This window comes from Roseateles sp. FW305-36, assembly GCF_058787015.1.
In genome coordinates this window covers 26,250-38,687 of sequence record NZ_JBYSZK010000026.1, presented here as the reverse complement: position 1 = coordinate 38,687, position 12,438 = coordinate 26,250, and the positions used below count along the sequence as shown (strand labels likewise).

Annotated in this window: 16 protein-coding genes; 6 read left to right on the top strand and 10 right to left on the bottom strand. The window is 63.2% G+C overall.

Translation table 11 applies throughout. The features are described from left to right. On the bottom strand, positions 1-1,099 hold a 1,099-nt coding region (locus tag AC3WOE_RS29660; protein ID WP_492695962.1), incomplete at its 3' end, for a Y-family DNA polymerase. 46 nt (positions 1,100-1,145) lie between these two features. Further along, positions 1,146-2,045 (bottom strand): translesion DNA synthesis-associated protein ImuA, encoded by a 900-nt coding sequence (gene imuA / locus AC3WOE_RS29655; RefSeq protein WP_492695961.1) that lies wholly within the window; start codon positions 2,043-2,045, stop codon positions 1,146-1,148. Positions 2,046-2,110: 65 nt separating this feature from the next. On the opposite strand from imuA, the gene AC3WOE_RS29650 reads away from it, so the two are divergent. From AC3WOE_RS29650 to AC3WOE_RS29640, 3 genes are all read left to right on the top strand, one after another. Next, positions 2,111-2,800, top strand: a complete 690-nt coding sequence (locus AC3WOE_RS29650) for a zinc-finger-containing protein (protein WP_492695959.1) — start codon at positions 2,111-2,113, stop codon at positions 2,798-2,800. Positions 2,801-2,895: 95 nt separating this feature from the next. Then, positions 2,896-3,132: a hypothetical protein gene (locus AC3WOE_RS29645; protein WP_492695957.1), complete on the top strand. Its 237-nt coding sequence runs from the start codon at positions 2,896-2,898 to the stop codon at positions 3,130-3,132. A 13-nt stretch (positions 3,133-3,145) separates the two neighbouring features. Further along, positions 3,146-3,352 carry a hypothetical protein gene (locus AC3WOE_RS29640; protein WP_492695955.1) on the top strand — a complete coding sequence of 69 codons (207 nt, stop codon included), beginning with the start codon at positions 3,146-3,148 and terminating at the stop codon, positions 3,350-3,352. A gap of 33 nt (positions 3,353-3,385) precedes the next feature. Here the strand turns inward: AC3WOE_RS29640 and AC3WOE_RS29635 are convergent, their stop codons facing one another. Beyond that, the gene (locus tag AC3WOE_RS29635) at positions 3,386-3,631 is read right to left on the bottom strand and encodes a hypothetical protein (protein ID WP_492695953.1); all 246 of its coding nucleotides are present in this window, start codon (positions 3,629-3,631) and stop codon (positions 3,386-3,388) included. Positions 3,632-4,102: 471 nt separating this feature from the next. Between AC3WOE_RS29635 and AC3WOE_RS29630 the strand changes: the two genes are divergently transcribed. Together AC3WOE_RS29630 and AC3WOE_RS29625 are read left to right on the top strand one after the other, a co-directional pair. Next, the gene (locus AC3WOE_RS29630) at positions 4,103-4,711 is read left to right on the top strand and encodes an H-NS histone family protein (protein WP_492695951.1); all 609 of its coding nucleotides are present in this window, start codon (positions 4,103-4,105) and stop codon (positions 4,709-4,711) included. Between the two features lie 169 nt (positions 4,712-4,880). Then, positions 4,881-5,387 carry a GAF domain-containing protein gene (locus tag AC3WOE_RS29625; protein ID WP_492695949.1) on the top strand — a complete coding sequence of 169 codons (507 nt, stop codon included), beginning with the start codon at positions 4,881-4,883 and terminating at the stop codon, positions 5,385-5,387. Positions 5,388-5,800: 413 nt separating this feature from the next. Here the strand turns inward: AC3WOE_RS29625 and AC3WOE_RS29620 are convergent, their stop codons facing one another. Next, positions 5,801-6,301, bottom strand: a complete 501-nt coding sequence (locus AC3WOE_RS29620) for a BLUF domain-containing protein (protein ID WP_492695948.1) — start codon at positions 6,299-6,301, stop codon at positions 5,801-5,803. A 253-nt stretch (positions 6,302-6,554) separates the two neighbouring features. Here AC3WOE_RS29620 and AC3WOE_RS29615 point away from each other — a divergent pair, with 253 nt between their 5' ends. Next, entirely contained in the window at positions 6,555-7,025 is a 471-nt protein-coding gene (locus tag AC3WOE_RS29615; protein ID WP_492695946.1) for a hypothetical protein, read from the top strand. Between the two features lie 76 nt (positions 7,026-7,101). Here AC3WOE_RS29615 and AC3WOE_RS29610 read toward each other — a convergent pair whose 3' ends face one another. From AC3WOE_RS29610 to AC3WOE_RS29585, 6 genes are all read right to left on the bottom strand, one after another. Then, on the bottom strand, positions 7,102-8,109 hold the full coding sequence (locus AC3WOE_RS29610) for a GGDEF domain-containing protein (protein ID WP_492695944.1): 1,008 nt from the start codon (positions 8,107-8,109) through the stop codon (positions 7,102-7,104). Between the two features lie 125 nt (positions 8,110-8,234). Beyond that, on the bottom strand, positions 8,235-9,746 hold the full coding sequence (gene tnpC / locus AC3WOE_RS29605) for an IS66 family transposase (RefSeq protein WP_492695964.1): 1,512 nt from the start codon (positions 9,744-9,746) through the stop codon (positions 8,235-8,237). A gap of 103 nt (positions 9,747-9,849) precedes the next feature. Next, positions 9,850-10,182: an IS66 family insertion sequence element accessory protein TnpB gene (tnpB, locus tag AC3WOE_RS29600; RefSeq protein WP_492695942.1), complete on the bottom strand. Its 333-nt coding sequence runs from the start codon at positions 10,180-10,182 to the stop codon at positions 9,850-9,852. Beyond that, entirely contained in the window at positions 10,179-10,526 is a 348-nt protein-coding gene (gene tnpA, locus AC3WOE_RS29595) for an IS66-like element accessory protein TnpA (RefSeq protein WP_492695940.1), read from the bottom strand. Before tnpA ends, tnpB begins: the two co-directional genes overlap by 4 nt. A 532-nt stretch (positions 10,527-11,058) precedes the next feature. After that, positions 11,059-11,835 carry an SMODS domain-containing nucleotidyltransferase gene (locus AC3WOE_RS29590; RefSeq protein WP_492695938.1) on the bottom strand — a complete coding sequence of 259 codons (777 nt, stop codon included), beginning with the start codon at positions 11,833-11,835 and terminating at the stop codon, positions 11,059-11,061. A gap of 3 nt (positions 11,836-11,838) precedes the next feature. Then, positions 11,839-12,372 (bottom strand): SLATT domain-containing protein, encoded by a 534-nt coding sequence (locus AC3WOE_RS29585; RefSeq protein ID WP_492695935.1) that lies wholly within the window; start codon positions 12,370-12,372, stop codon positions 11,839-11,841. Positions 12,373-12,438 lie beyond the last annotated feature (66 nt).

Genomic DNA, 12,438 nt, shown 5'->3' with positions numbered 1-12,438 from the left:
GTGTCCGGTATTTCATTTGCAACACTCCTTCTGCCTGAGCAGGGGTCAGTGTGTTGCGTCGACTGGTTGAATCCGCCAGCGTCAGCGGCCCTTGGTAGTGCGGACACCCCTCTCGGATTGCCAGGCGGATCGGTTCATCCTGAAGGATCGTGGGCGCGTTGAGCTCGGGCACCGGTTCAGGCTTGCGTGCCTTGCGCTTGGCGGCCGGCGACCAGTGAACGGCGTACTGGGTACGGTGGTCGTCGGCGAGGTACGGCTTCAGGACGCACTCGGGCCCGAAGCGGGCAGCTAGGCGCTCCGCCAGCAGGAACAAGGACTCCCCGTCGCCAAGACTTTGCGGCAGCAGCGACATCGACTGCTCGGTGACACGCTCGACGCCAACGGCCTCGAGGCGAAGTTCACCCACCGGTGAAAGCAACTGGAGCTTGGCCAGGTGCTCGGCCAGCAGCCGCGTGAAGTGCTCGACGTCGCGCATCGGCTCGGCTGAGCGGATGGTGACCTCACCGCCATCGCCGACTTCCTTGGCACGCATGGAATCGTGGACCCACCGCAGCGTGTAACCCTCGGCGCCGGCATGGCGTGCAGACAACCATCCACACATCTGCATCAGCATGGGCCGCGCATAAGCGAGGAGCGCCGGCGCGTTGTCCTCGCGCGCAGGCAGCTCGTACCGGATGGCAAATGTCTCCGGGACCACCTCCCACCTGTGCGCCTGAGGCACGCGTCCATACGCCTGGTCCAGCGCTGTGAGGACAGCATCGCCCCATCGACGGCTCACACCGTCACGGGGAAGTCGTCGGAGCTGGCCCAGCGTGTTCACACCCATGCGCGCCAGCACTTCGGCATGCTGGGCCGCCGCGGTCAGCTCGATGAGCGGCAATGGGTCGAGAACCGCCTGCAGGCCACGGTCGCCCAGATCCAGCACACCGCAGCGCGCGAGTAGCAGCGCGGCCATGGCGTTGGGCGCCCAGCCGATGCCGATGACCCCCAGATCGGGCGCTTCATCGCCGATGCGAGCCTTGAGTGCAGCCTCGCCTTTGAACAGCTTCAGGCTGGCTTGGACCTCCATCACGATGGCGCACCCTTCGGCCTTGGCCACCCGGGGGGTGAACTGGAGACACCAGAGAGCGAGGCCATCGAGGGGGTCAGGCGAGGCTGGCTGCTCGGGCGATGGCGTCGGCGGCTGTTCTGGCGGTGGCGTGGGCGAGGTGACGAGGGCGACCCAGAGCACGTTGGGCCTCCATGAGAGCAATGAGTTGGCTGGGGCGGCGCATGCGTTTGGTCAGCACGTGCTGGAGTCCGCCAGGGATGGAGTCGAGGGTCAGCGGGGTTTCAAGCGGCGCACCGCGCCGTTTGAAGATCTCAACGCGGACCTGCCAGTCGATGAGCAGCGAGGCGAAGACGCGCACGGGAGCCGGCGACGGGTCGTGCCGTGCCTGGACGGGCCGGATGATGAAGACAGGGCCTTCGCAGCCCTGCGCCAACACCTGCAGCCGGCGGAGCTGCTCGGGCCGGGCCTGCGGCAGCCACGTCAAGATGGCCGCGGCGGAGTTCGAGCGGATGGCCTGTTCTGTGGCCCACAGTCGGTGCGACGGCAGGTCAACCTTCACCCAAAGCAGGTTGTCTTCTTCAATGCCCAGGTGCCGAAGGCCGACCAGGTTGGGACGCTTCGGATGGCCGATGACGACCACGGAGCGCCCCCCGCTGACCAAGGCTCGCAGGCAGGGCCCTATGAGGCGCCATTCCAGCAGCGAGGGCTGAGGCTGCAGAACCTCGATCAGGCAGCCCACGGGCCAGCCGCCGTCGACCAGCTCGGCGTCCAACGCCGGAAAGCCGCTGGACACAAAGCCGGCACGGCCACCGCCCAGCTGATTGCCCCGCCAGACCGTGTCGGCGAGCTCGGGAGGTAGCGCGGCGCCCGCGGAAGGCGCGTTTTGAGCTGGCGCGACCAGGTCGGCCTCTGCCGGCGCCAGCGCCACTGGGGCGGCACTGGACGGCTCGGGCGCGGAGGTCAGAATGAGCTCCGCTTGGGTGGTCGCAAGCATGGGATGGCGTGAAATACTGTTTATTTATACAGTACACCATCCCGCGCCGAACCGTCCACCCGCACATGAACGTCACCGCCGCCTTCATGACCGATCCCACGCCGCGCGTACCTTTAGGCCCACCGGACCGCTGTCCGTACTGCTTTTCAGCGGTTGAACTGGTCACGGGTGCCGACGTGTACCCAGAGCGTCCGGAGCTGGCCACCCGCAACATCTGGCGCTGCACGCTGTGCGATGCGTCTGTGGGCTGCCACAAGGTCGGCGCACGAGTTCGAAGGAGCGACGGCACCGAGCTGATCAGCGATGGCACCCTACCCATGGGTAGCCTGGCAGACGAGGAGCTGAGGGCTGCCAGGACAGAGACGCACCGGCTGTTCGATGGGCTGTGGATGGAGCCGGCGCGGATGACGCGCGCGGATGCCTATGCATGGATGGCCAAGATCCTCCGGATCCCATACGAAGACGCCCACGTGGCGAGCCTCAGCTACGACGAGTGCGTGAAGGTGCAGCTGGCCGTGGAGGACCTGTTGCGCCCGCCTGGCGAGAAGCCGGACCTACCCGGCGCGGCGCACTGGCTGATGCGGGCCAACATCGAGTTCAAGGTGGACCCGGCTGGGCACTACGTCATCCGGACCGGGACCGAGGTGGTCGACTACTGGCCAGACCGGCAGACCTGGAAGGTGCGCGGCGAGCTGCTGGCCGAGGAGCAGGAAGGCCTGAACGAGCTGATCATATTCTGCCGCAGAAGAGAGTAGGCGCTTACGACGTATCTAGGTCGCGACTTGCGCGCGGCTACGTGTAGTCCGGAAAGTTATGCGATTTCCATAACTTTCCCTAAACGGGGGGTGTGATGCTGTCTTGGAACATTGGCGTCGAAGGGCGAAGATGGAACGCCGAAGAAGTGAGGGCGCGAGCAGAGCTCATACCGCCCCGCATCGAGGTGATCGATGGAATGATGCTCTGGTCCGACGAGGAACGCATGCAGTTGCTGGCGATGCTGCTTGAGAACGTCGGCACGCAGGCCGCAGTCAAACTGGGCAGTCCAGAGGTTTGGAAACAGGCGCTGGATCGGGTTGCTCCGTCCTAAAGCACGACCTCCGATGACATCCACCGAACTCGACCGCCGCATGCAGGCCGAATTCCACGCCCGAGCTGATCCCGCTTGGACGCGGTTTCAGCAGACCGGTTTTGGCGTACCGGCCCAGGAGGTCGTCGCCAAACTGCGTACGCAGTTGGAGGCACGCCGCCTGGAGCTGCAGGGCAAACATCGTCCTGGCGACGCAACAGTTCCAGCGCGTCCTCGCTGAGCCACCCATCAAGGCATCGGATTTCGGATGACGTCACAGCGCAGACAACGAGGCAGGGTCTATCGCCTGATGCGTGAGCGGAGCGTGGACGGCAGGCTTGAAGACAGGCTGTGGGATCGCATGCCCGCGGTCGGCCGCGAGTTCGGCAGCCCGGACTTTGAGCGCCTGATGGAAGAGGACCATCGCCTCAGGGTTGGAGTTTTTGATCCCGCTCTTCGTCGGAATGTTGAGATCACGGAAGCCCAGCGCGACTGAGTTGCGCTCGCGTCTGCGCGCCATCGCGCCAACCCGCGGGGAGCCCGGGATGACGCTTCAGACGCTGAAGGCCAAGCTGAGCCCTGCTGAGTCCCGAAATTTTGGCGGCCGGGCAAGCCCGTTCATGCACTCCTCGACCCGTCCAGCGGCCTTCGCTGAGGCGACCTTGCGGCAGGTGCATGACAGCAGTCTTGCGGTCCGCCATCACGCCCCGTATTCGGGTGGCTTCTCAGCCGCGACCGGGCATTTCCGGTCCGCCCTCACTGGCTGGGAAACTTGTCATTTCCCCGTAAGCCGCAAGCCGCAATCTGCAGCAATTGGTGCGCCGCAGCATCGACCGTTTGTCTCCTCCACCGCCTCTAGGGTGGATTGGCCCTTCGCTGGCTTCAGCCGTCGAAGGGCCTCTTTTCGTGGAGCGTCGGATACGCACGCGAAGGGTAACCGTTGTTGTTTGCCCCCTAGACTCTTGGACGAACTTTCACCTGGAGTCGTTGCATGGCTAAGTCCCTCTCGAAAATCATGGATCAGATTGAGAAGCTGCAGAAAGAAGCAGCCGCGATCCAGTCCACAGTCATTACGCGCATCAAGAGGGAGATCGCGCAGCACGGACTGACCGTCGACCACTTGTTTGGTTCTTCGGACAGCACGGTTGTAGCAAGCGGCACCAAGTCCACCGCGCGAGCTGAGAAGACGCGGACAGTCAGGACGTCCGCTGCTCAAAAGCCTGCCAAATACTCAGATGGCCAGGGCAACAGCTGGCATGGGGTCGGGAAGCGCCCGGCTTGGATTCACGCGGCACTTAACGCCGGTCGGTCGCTAGATGAATTCCTGGCAGGTGCTAAGAAGGCAGGCTCTGCAGCCAAGAAGGCGAATACTGCAGTGAGGGCCGCACCGAAAAAAGCGAAGAAGGTCGCGGCCAAGAAGAAGGCAACTCCGGCCAAAAAGGCAGTCAAGCCGACCAAAGCGGCTGCTGCGGCGAAGCCTACAACTAAGGCGCCCGCTAAAAAGGGCACCAAGGCGGCGCCGGCGAAGAAAGCTGCGGTGAAGAGGTCTGTGAAAGCATCGCCTGCCGAGGCGGTCCAAACAGGCGAGGCCAGCGCCTAAATCTTCCAGTGCTGTCGCCAGGTTTCGAGCGGACTGAAAACAAGGGCTACTCCGCCGAGGTTGCAGAGAACCCAGGGTGGAACGACATTTGCCGAGACCACCTGCTACCTGACTCAGGGGCACGTCTTTGACCAAATCAGCAATTCACGATCCGGGGCGACTTGAGCTCATGCACGCCTTGGACGTGCTAAGGCCTCACACCGACAAGTGCTTGGACCGCGTCACGGCGTTGGCGGCGACGTTGACGAGTCGCCCCACGGCCCTGATTACGTTCCTATCGCCTGATGGTCAGTGGGTTGGGTCTCGGTACGGCTGGGACCAGCCGTTTCATCCCCTGTCGGAGTCGTTCTGCATCCACACGGTACTGGATGACCGATTTCTCGAGGTACCAGACGCATCGATGGACGAGAGATTCCGGCAGAACGCGCTGGTCATTGGGCATCAAGCAGTGCGCTTTTATGCCGGCTACCCGCTGAAGGTCGCTGGCTATGCACTCGGCGCGCTATGCGTCCTCGACCAAGTACCAGGTCATCTAGCCCTGTCTGAAACCCAGGGATTGGAACGGCTTGCCGACCTCGTGTGCGACATCTTGAAGCTGCGGCTTGAGCGCTCGCGTGCAGAGGATGGGCGTGCCAAGGCGGAAGCGTTGGTCGGTGCGATGAAGCATCAGCGGTAGCGTGAAGTCGACCGTATTCCACAAGTGCAGAGCATCATGGGCCAAGCTGGTCGATAGCGTTGTGGATACGCTCAGACAGGTCGACGATGAGATGGACGGCAGTGCGTGTAGTCGGATCGACCCGCGACCCGGCGAGCGCCGCCGCTGAGAGCCTGCAGACACCAGCCAAGTGCTGGGCCGCTTCCAGGATCTCGGCGTCGCGCCGCTCCATCGCCACGGTCAAACGCAGGACATGCAGCTGCTGGTCGACGTCCGCTAGATGTCCAGCGAGCTGGCGCTGCCAAGGTTTCGCACGCGTAAGCCCTTGCAGCGTATGCGTCCTGCTAAGTCACCTTGACGTTCGGTAGGCTGTGTTTGTAGCTCTCGCATCAGCCCCGATTGGCCGTGCTAACAACTTTCGCCAACGAACGACATCAGCAGGGCCCTTCCTTGTGCGCGTTGACGCGATCTCGCATCGTCTCCAAAAGTTGGTGTGGGGATGCACCTCCGTCGACAACGCCTTGCAATGGCGCATGAAGGCGGAAGTCATTGATGAAGGCCATGTCCCAATCCGCGAACATGCGCAGCTTGATGGGCGCACGTTCGTAGACATGGATATCGCGATGACGCGGGTCCCGAGCGATCTCCAGCATCATCTTGTCAACGGCTTCCTCCTGCCCTTCAAGCGCTTGAACAAAGCGGCCCTCGCAGGCGAACAGCGCGCCGGTCAGATCCAGTTGTCGATTCCTTCGGCGAGCACTGAAAACGAGCCGCTGCAGGTCACTGGAGTGCAAGCCCGGCTCCATCAGGCTCACGTAAAGAACGCGCAGCAACATGAATGTGGCCAGGTTGCGGACAGAAAGGTGGCCCTTGTGAGCAATCGATGTGCCTGGCTGATATCGGGCGAGCGCGTTGTCCACAGAACCGGTGGACAAGGCTGTTGATAAGTTTGCTGCCGCCGAGCGCCGGCGCTGCTTGATTCAGGCTTTGCACCCTGTGCTGCAGGAATAGGCAGGTCCGTCAATTACCAGTTGCCGATAGGGTTCCAGCCTCCGCTGTGGCGCCCCGTCAATGCGCCCGCGGTGCCGAGCGTTCGTATGCACCTGGGGAGACAAAATCGTCACTGCACGGACTGTCAGGCTCATCGAGCCATCTGAACGCGGCCGCGATGTCAGAGTAGAAGACGCGATGGTCGCTGGTGCCAAAGGCAAGCCGAGCCACGTAGGCCAGCTGAGTATTCGGCACCACGATGGCTCGACGCAGATCGGCCCCTGGGCCGGCTTCATCAAGCCTGATCTGCGACAGGGCGACTTCAGGCGTGAGGGCCTGGGCTTCGAGGAGGTCGTAGAGCACACACCGCAATCCAGCGTCGGCGGCGATGGCGAGGACGCGCGACTGGCATTCCCGCAGCACTTCCTCCGTCGCAACACCTCGTATGCGCGCGACCACAAGCTTCCCCACCGGTTCTACCCAAACTGCCTGATTCACAATTGCCCCGTGTTCTTCGTTCGACCGTGGCGTTGCGGGCAATTGAAGGTCCCCGGCCGGTTATATGTGGTGTCAGCTGCAACGAAATGCCACCCTAAGCGTAGGACGACGCGCCGAGACGAGTGCCAACGCTTCATGGGCGAACTGCCCCAAAAAGCGCAAAAAGCGTAAGCCTCGGGGCTTCTCCACGGTGTAGGACACCGCCTTGATGCGACCACGCGCGCAGCTAACCAGCCCCGTACCAGAGCTAGAGGCCCATCAGCTCGCTTGAGGTGCAGTCGCGGCCGCGCTCCTTGGAGATGTACAGGGCGCGATCAGCACGTTCGATCACGGCGTCGACCGTATCGCCGTCGCGAGCCTGAGCGACGCCGGCAGAGAAGGTGTACGCGATGCCGGCATGCGGCGCCAAGCTTTGCCTCACCCGTTCGAGCGCGGTGCAGGCGTCCTCCAACTCCGTGCCAGGCAGGAGGAGCAAGAACTCCTCTCCGCCGAAGCGGCCCATCGACTGGCCGGCACGCAGATGGGCCTGCGTGTGTGCGCAGAAGTGCTTGAGAACCGCGTCGCCACCGGCATGACCGTGGGTGTCGTTGATCTTCTTGAAGTGGTCCAGGTCGAGGAGGGCGACGCAGACAGGCTGTGAGTGTCGCCGTGGATCAGCAAGCGCGCTGGCCGCCAGCTTCAGGATGTGGCGCCGGTTGGGAACACCTGTCAATTCGTCTGTAAAAGCTGCCTGCAGGGCGAGTCCATGCGCATGTTCGAGCTCAGCGGCCATGCGCTGGTTGGCCCGCAACAACCGCTGGCAGTCGTCTTTCTCGTCCCGCAGTGCCTTGCGTTGAAGGTAAAGCGCGACGAACGCCCCGACCTTGCTTTCGAGCACCACCGGATGGACGGGCTTGATCAAAAAGTCCACTGCGCCCGTCTCGTAACCCTTGAACGCCCAAGCGGCGTCCATGCCGGCACCGGTCAGGAAGATGATGGGAACTTCGCTGGTGCGGGGGTCGCCTCGCATTGCTTCCGCCAACTGGAACCCATCCACCTCGGGCATGTGGACGTCCATCAGCGCCAAAGCGAATTCGTATTTGTCTACGAGCGATAGCGCCTCCGCGGCCGATTGGGCGGATACGACCTCCACGCCAGGGCGATCCAGAAGCAACTTGGTCGTGGACAAGTTGTCGTGCTGGTCATCGGCATGCAGGATGTAGGCGATGTCGCGGGTAGGCAGCGGGTTCTCCGGCTGGCAAGGTTGATGAACCATAGCAACGTAGAGCTATAACGAACGAGCGCGAGATGGCTCTTTCAATGCGTTACTGAGGTTCTACAACGCGTTGCCCTGGAATCAGTGGGTTAGGCAATGGGCCGATGCACTGGCTCTGCACGCGGTCACTGCGTCGCGTCATGTCCGCCCCTGAGCGGACGCGCACACCAGTACTGGGGCAGCAGCTCCGTCACCCGACTGGCTGGCTGCAAGGGCAGGCGCTCCAGCACGTTGCGCAGGTAGGAGTAGGGATCAAGCCCGTTGAGCTTGGCCGAGTGGATAAGGCTCATCACAGCCGCAGCGCGTTTGCCCGCGCGCAAGCTGCCGGCGAAGAGCCAGTTCTGGCGACCGAGCGCGATGGGCCGGATGCGGTTCTCTACCCAGTTGTTGTCGATGGGCAGGTCACCGTCATCGAGGTAGCGGGTCAGCGCCGCCCAACGCTTGAGGCTGTAGTCGATGGCCCTGGCGGTGGCAGAGCCATCCGGCACGCGCTGGCGCTGTTGCCGCAACCACTGGTTCAGTGCGTCGGCCAGAGGCCGGACCGCTCGGCGGGCTTGAAGCCTGGCTTGGCTATCGGCATTGGCCGCTGTTCGCTCCACCTCGTAGAGCTGGCCGAAGAACTTCAGCGCCTGCTCGCCGACCTGGCTGCCGTGGTTGGCCCAGAGTTCGTGGAACTTGCGCCGGGCGTGCGCCATGCAGCCGACCTCGGTTACTCCCAGATCGAAGCAAGCCTTGTAACCGGCGAAGTCGTCGCAGACGAGCTTGCCTTGCCAAGCTGGCTTGCCTGGCATCCCGGACAACCCGAGGAAGTCGCGGGCATGCTGGCCGCCGCGGCTGTCGGCGAAGTCGAAGATGACGGCCCGCAGCGGGCTGAACTGCGTGCTGCAGTAGCTCCACAGGTAGGCGCGGTGTGTCTTGCCGTGGCCAGGCTTGAGCATGGCCACTGGGGTCTCGTCGGCGTGAAGCACCGGCTGGCGCAGCAGCTCCGCAGCCAGCGCGTCCACCAGCGGCTGCAGCTGCACACCGCACTCGCCAACCCACTGGGCCAGTGTGGAGCGCGCGATGGCGTGCCCGGCCCGCTCGAAGATGGCCTCCTGCCGGTACAGCGGCAGATGGTCCAGATACTTGGCGACCAGCACCTGGGCCAGCAGGCCAGCCGTCGGCAGGCCCTTGTCGATGATGTGCGGGGCTACCGGTGCCTGCACGATCCGCTCGCAGCACTTGCACACCCACTTGCCGCGGATGTGGCGCACGACGGTGAAGACGCCGGGCTGGTAGTCCAGCTTCTCGGCCACGTCCTCGCCGATGCGCTGCATGGCCTGGCCACAGCCGCAGGCGGTGTTCTCCGGTTCATGGTGCACGTCGCGGCGCGGCAGATGCGCCGGCAGCTTCTCACGCCGGGGCTGCTGCCGCTCGCCAGAGGCGCGCCCTAGCTGCGACGCCTCTATCTCGGCTGCCACCGCCGCCAGGTCGCTGTCCAGCGTCTCGTCCAGCAGGCTCTTCTGCTCGGCGCTGAAGCGTTCGCTCTGCGCAGCGAACTTCAGCCGCTTCAGGATGGCGTTCTCATGCGTGAGCTTCTCGATGACGACCTGCTTGAACGTAGCCTCGGCGCGCGCGGCCCGCAGGGCGTCGCGCAATTGCTGGGTATCGAGTGTGTCGAGGTCGTCGGCAATCACGAGTGGCGATGCTGCCTGCCCCACGCCGCGCCGGCCATCGGCAGATGCAGCAATGGACGCGCAGCTATAGCAGCGTGATGACGCCGGCCTCGCCGACGTGCTGCCAATGCAGGCCGAGTACCAGGGCGTCGAACTGAGTGCGGCTCAGGCTCAGCGTGCCGGTCACGTCGCGCGGCCAGACGAAGCGGCCCGCGTAGAGGCGGCGCGGCGCCAGCCACACCCCGATACCGTCATGCACGAGCACCTTCATCCGGTTGGCGCGGCGGTTGGCGAAGAGGTAGGCGTGGTGAGGCCGTGCGGCACCGAACACGGCCACCACGCGTCGCAGGGCGGCCTCGGTGCCGGCTCGCATGTCCAGCGGCTCGACCGACAGCCACACGGAGTCGACGCGGATCACCGCAACAACTCGCGAGTCCACGCAGCAAGCTCTGCCGCTGCGCTGACCGGCCAGGTGACCGTGATCGAGACTGGCCCGCGCCTGAGTTCGACTCGGACATCAGGCGCTACCGCGGCCGGCTCAGTCGGCGCAGGAAGCGGGAGCGCGATGAACTCGCTTGTCTTGGCGAGTCCGGTAGGAGCCTGGCCCTGACACAGCTGCCTCCAGCGGTGAACGACGTTGGCATTGATGCCGTGGGTCATCGCCACCTCGGCAACCGACGCGCCGGGCTCGCTGCATTCGGCCAGCACCTGCGCCTTCTTCGACTCGCTGTATCGCCGCCGTGTCTTCCTGTCGCTTGTCATGCGTCCACCTACGTTACGTGGACAGCATCCTTGTCGCAGGCGACAGCCGGTTCAAGATGACATTGCCGGACGCCTACCTTGCAGCAGCAGCGTGACGAGCTGCTGCAGATCCTGAATGAGCTTTGCCAAGCTCTTTAGGACGTCCGGATTCGCAGCCATTTCCCATCTCGTGGTCATGAAGTCACAAGCCTACCGGGTGCCTGCGAGCCAGTCTCGCGGCGGCGCGGGCAAGTACTCGCGATCAACGCGTCCGATAAGCGTAGGGCACGACCAACGCGCCCGCGCGGCGTGAATGACTGGCGACGCGCCAGGTGAAGCGGTACATTGAACTTGTCGCAAGTCAAAACGGGGCCTTCAAACGGTCCCAGCTTGATGGCCCGACGTGAAAGCCCGATGCCAACGCATCGGGCTTTCTCTATTTGCGGCTCTCATGGGTCCGCCCGCGCTGAGCGACGCCCGTCACCATCCTTGCGCGGTTTCCTTCGGGTTCACGGCTGAGACTCGCATTTGGGTTGCAGAGGTGGGGTTGCTGCTACAGACGAAATAGCTTTTGGACCTCGGCTTCGGCTTTAAGAGACATTCCCTGGGCCTCGTAGCGCTTGGTGTTCTGGACGATGACTTTCGCGCGTCTGATCTCGTTGTTGACCCGCTGTGAATACGAGCCATCTGTGCTGAGAGCCTCGATCACTGCGAAGAAGTAATCGCGCTGATTCGACAGGAACCAGAACGACTGACCGCAAACCCATTTCTCCATCTCGAACGAAGGAAACACGTAGCCGCTGGACGCGTTCCAAAACTTGAAGAGACGGATCGTGGGCTTGATCAACGATCGGTGCTCTTTGTTCTTGCCTTCCAGCGTCGAGTTGAAGTCGTTCGGGTTGGTGGTCTGCCAGCCACCTGCTCCATTGGGAATCTGCAGTTGGCCGAGCCAGTTCATGGTGGCGGGCACCAAATCGAACTTTATGTGGTTCAGCTCGAGGACGATGGTCGGCTGCGACTGGTATATCTCGGACGTGCCGTACCGTTGTTGAACGAAGGACCGGAGCCGGTTTAAATAGGTCTGCGGTGTTGCGCTGGCATCCTTGAACACAATCATGTAGTCGATGTCGGACTGCTCGTCCATCGATCTAGGGAGGATGGTGCCGCGCGTAGATGAACCGAACCGGAAGTGCCGCGTGATGACGCCGTCATCGAAGTGCAGATCGAGGCGGTTCAGCAGTGTGGCCACAGACGTATTGATGGACGACTGCTCGGCTCCGGACAGCATCGCACTTCTGGCCGTCTCGGTCAGAAAGCTCAAAACTGACATGGCTCACTCCCCCTGATCGACTTCGTGCTTGGCCTCTCCCTCCTCGATGCCTTTCCGCGCAGTGACGAATGCATGGCGTGGAATGCTCGGGCTCGTCTTGTTCAGCTCGTTCCTGGTGGCTGACAAAGCCCTGAGCCTGTCCGGGAGCTCTGCTAGCCGTTCGATCTGAAGCAAGTCAACCTCACGGAAGAATCGGGCCTCATTGCGCAGCTCCAAGAATTGGCCAGCTGCCGCCCGGTGAAGCGCCGCGCGCTCGTTGGGCTTCAGGAAGGTCATAAGCCCGGTGAGCAGTGAAGCGAGGAGCGTGAAGACCGTCGCCCACTCGGGGCTACTCTTGATCAACGATGCACCTGCAATCGCGCCTAGGGCAGTGGCAGGAACGCCGAGAAGGTAGTTGCGACGCACCCACGTATCCTCAGCGTTGAAATGGCCTTTACTGGAGTAAGTTGCATCCTCTTCTAGCCGTTCTGCCTCACGCCGCAACGCAGCGATAGTCGCGACCTCAGTCGCGTTGCCCTTGCTGGTGTCAGTCATCATCCTCCCTGATGCGTTGTTGATTTCGCCGTTCCGCTTTTCGCCATTCGAAGCTATGCATGAGCTCGT

What these genes read in the sequence shown, in the direction of transcription:
- imuA (WP_492695961.1), bottom strand. Translation starts at nt 2,045, where the DNA reads ATGCTTGCGACCACCCAAGCGGAGCTCATTCTGACCTCCGCGCCCGAG.
- AC3WOE_RS29650 (WP_492695959.1), top strand. Translation starts at nt 2,111, where the DNA reads ATGAACGTCACCGCCGCCTTCATGACCGATCCCACGCCGCGCGTACCT.
- AC3WOE_RS29645 (WP_492695957.1), top strand. Translation starts at nt 2,896, where the DNA reads ATGCTGTCTTGGAACATTGGCGTCGAAGGGCGAAGATGGAACGCCGAA.
- AC3WOE_RS29640 (WP_492695955.1), top strand. Translation starts at nt 3,146, where the DNA reads ATGACATCCACCGAACTCGACCGCCGCATGCAGGCCGAATTCCACGCC.
- AC3WOE_RS29635 (WP_492695953.1), bottom strand. Translation starts at nt 3,631, where the DNA reads ATGGCGCGCAGACGCGAGCGCAACTCAGTCGCGCTGGGCTTCCGTGAT.
- AC3WOE_RS29630 (WP_492695951.1), top strand. Translation starts at nt 4,103, where the DNA reads ATGGCTAAGTCCCTCTCGAAAATCATGGATCAGATTGAGAAGCTGCAG.
- AC3WOE_RS29625 (WP_492695949.1), top strand. Translation starts at nt 4,881, where the DNA reads ATGCACGCCTTGGACGTGCTAAGGCCTCACACCGACAAGTGCTTGGAC.
- AC3WOE_RS29615 (WP_492695946.1), top strand. Translation starts at nt 6,555, where the DNA reads ATGGTCGCTGGTGCCAAAGGCAAGCCGAGCCACGTAGGCCAGCTGAGT.
- AC3WOE_RS29610 (WP_492695944.1), bottom strand. Translation starts at nt 8,109, where the DNA reads ATGGTTCATCAACCTTGCCAGCCGGAGAACCCGCTGCCTACCCGCGAC.
- tnpA (WP_492695940.1), bottom strand. Translation starts at nt 10,526, where the DNA reads ATGACAAGCGACAGGAAGACACGGCGGCGATACAGCGAGTCGAAGAAG.
- AC3WOE_RS29590 (WP_492695938.1), bottom strand. Translation starts at nt 11,835, where the DNA reads ATGTCAGTTTTGAGCTTTCTGACCGAGACGGCCAGAAGTGCGATGCTG.
- AC3WOE_RS29585 (WP_492695935.1), bottom strand. Translation starts at nt 12,372, where the DNA reads ATGATGACTGACACCAGCAAGGGCAACGCGACTGAGGTCGCGACTATC.